Annotated in this window: 1 protein-coding gene; it reads right to left on the bottom strand. The window is 74.4% G+C overall.

Translation table 11 applies throughout. From position 1 onward, the window contains the following. Window positions 1-221: helix-turn-helix domain-containing protein (locus DWV32_RS10340; RefSeq protein WP_222847445.1), on the bottom strand; the 221-nt coding region annotated here is incomplete at its 3' end. Between the last annotated feature and the right edge of the window lie 21 nt (window positions 222-242).

The raw sequence follows: 242 nt of genomic DNA, 5'->3' as shown, positions 1-242 counted from the left end.
GTCATGCCGTCGTAGCCGGCGTCCACCCACCTGTAGACGGTGGAGGCGCTGAGCCCGGGGGTCGTCGCCGCTATCTGCTGCGGGGAGAGCCCGCGCGCGAGCCCGTCCCTGATGGCCGCGAGCTTGGCGGCGGCGCCCTCCTCGGTCTCGTCGATCCCGGACCTGCTCGCCGAGAGCTCGGCGTCGGCCGCCTCCTGCGCCCTCCTGGCGCTGTAGAGCACCCTGGGCCTCCTCGAGCAGCC

Origin of the sequence: Collinsella sp. AF04-24 (assembly GCF_003465685.1) — a bacterium.
GTDB lineage: Bacteria > Actinomycetota > Coriobacteriia > Coriobacteriales > Coriobacteriaceae > Collinsella > Collinsella aerofaciens_AP.
This window is presented reverse-complemented; position numbering and strand designations above follow the sequence as displayed.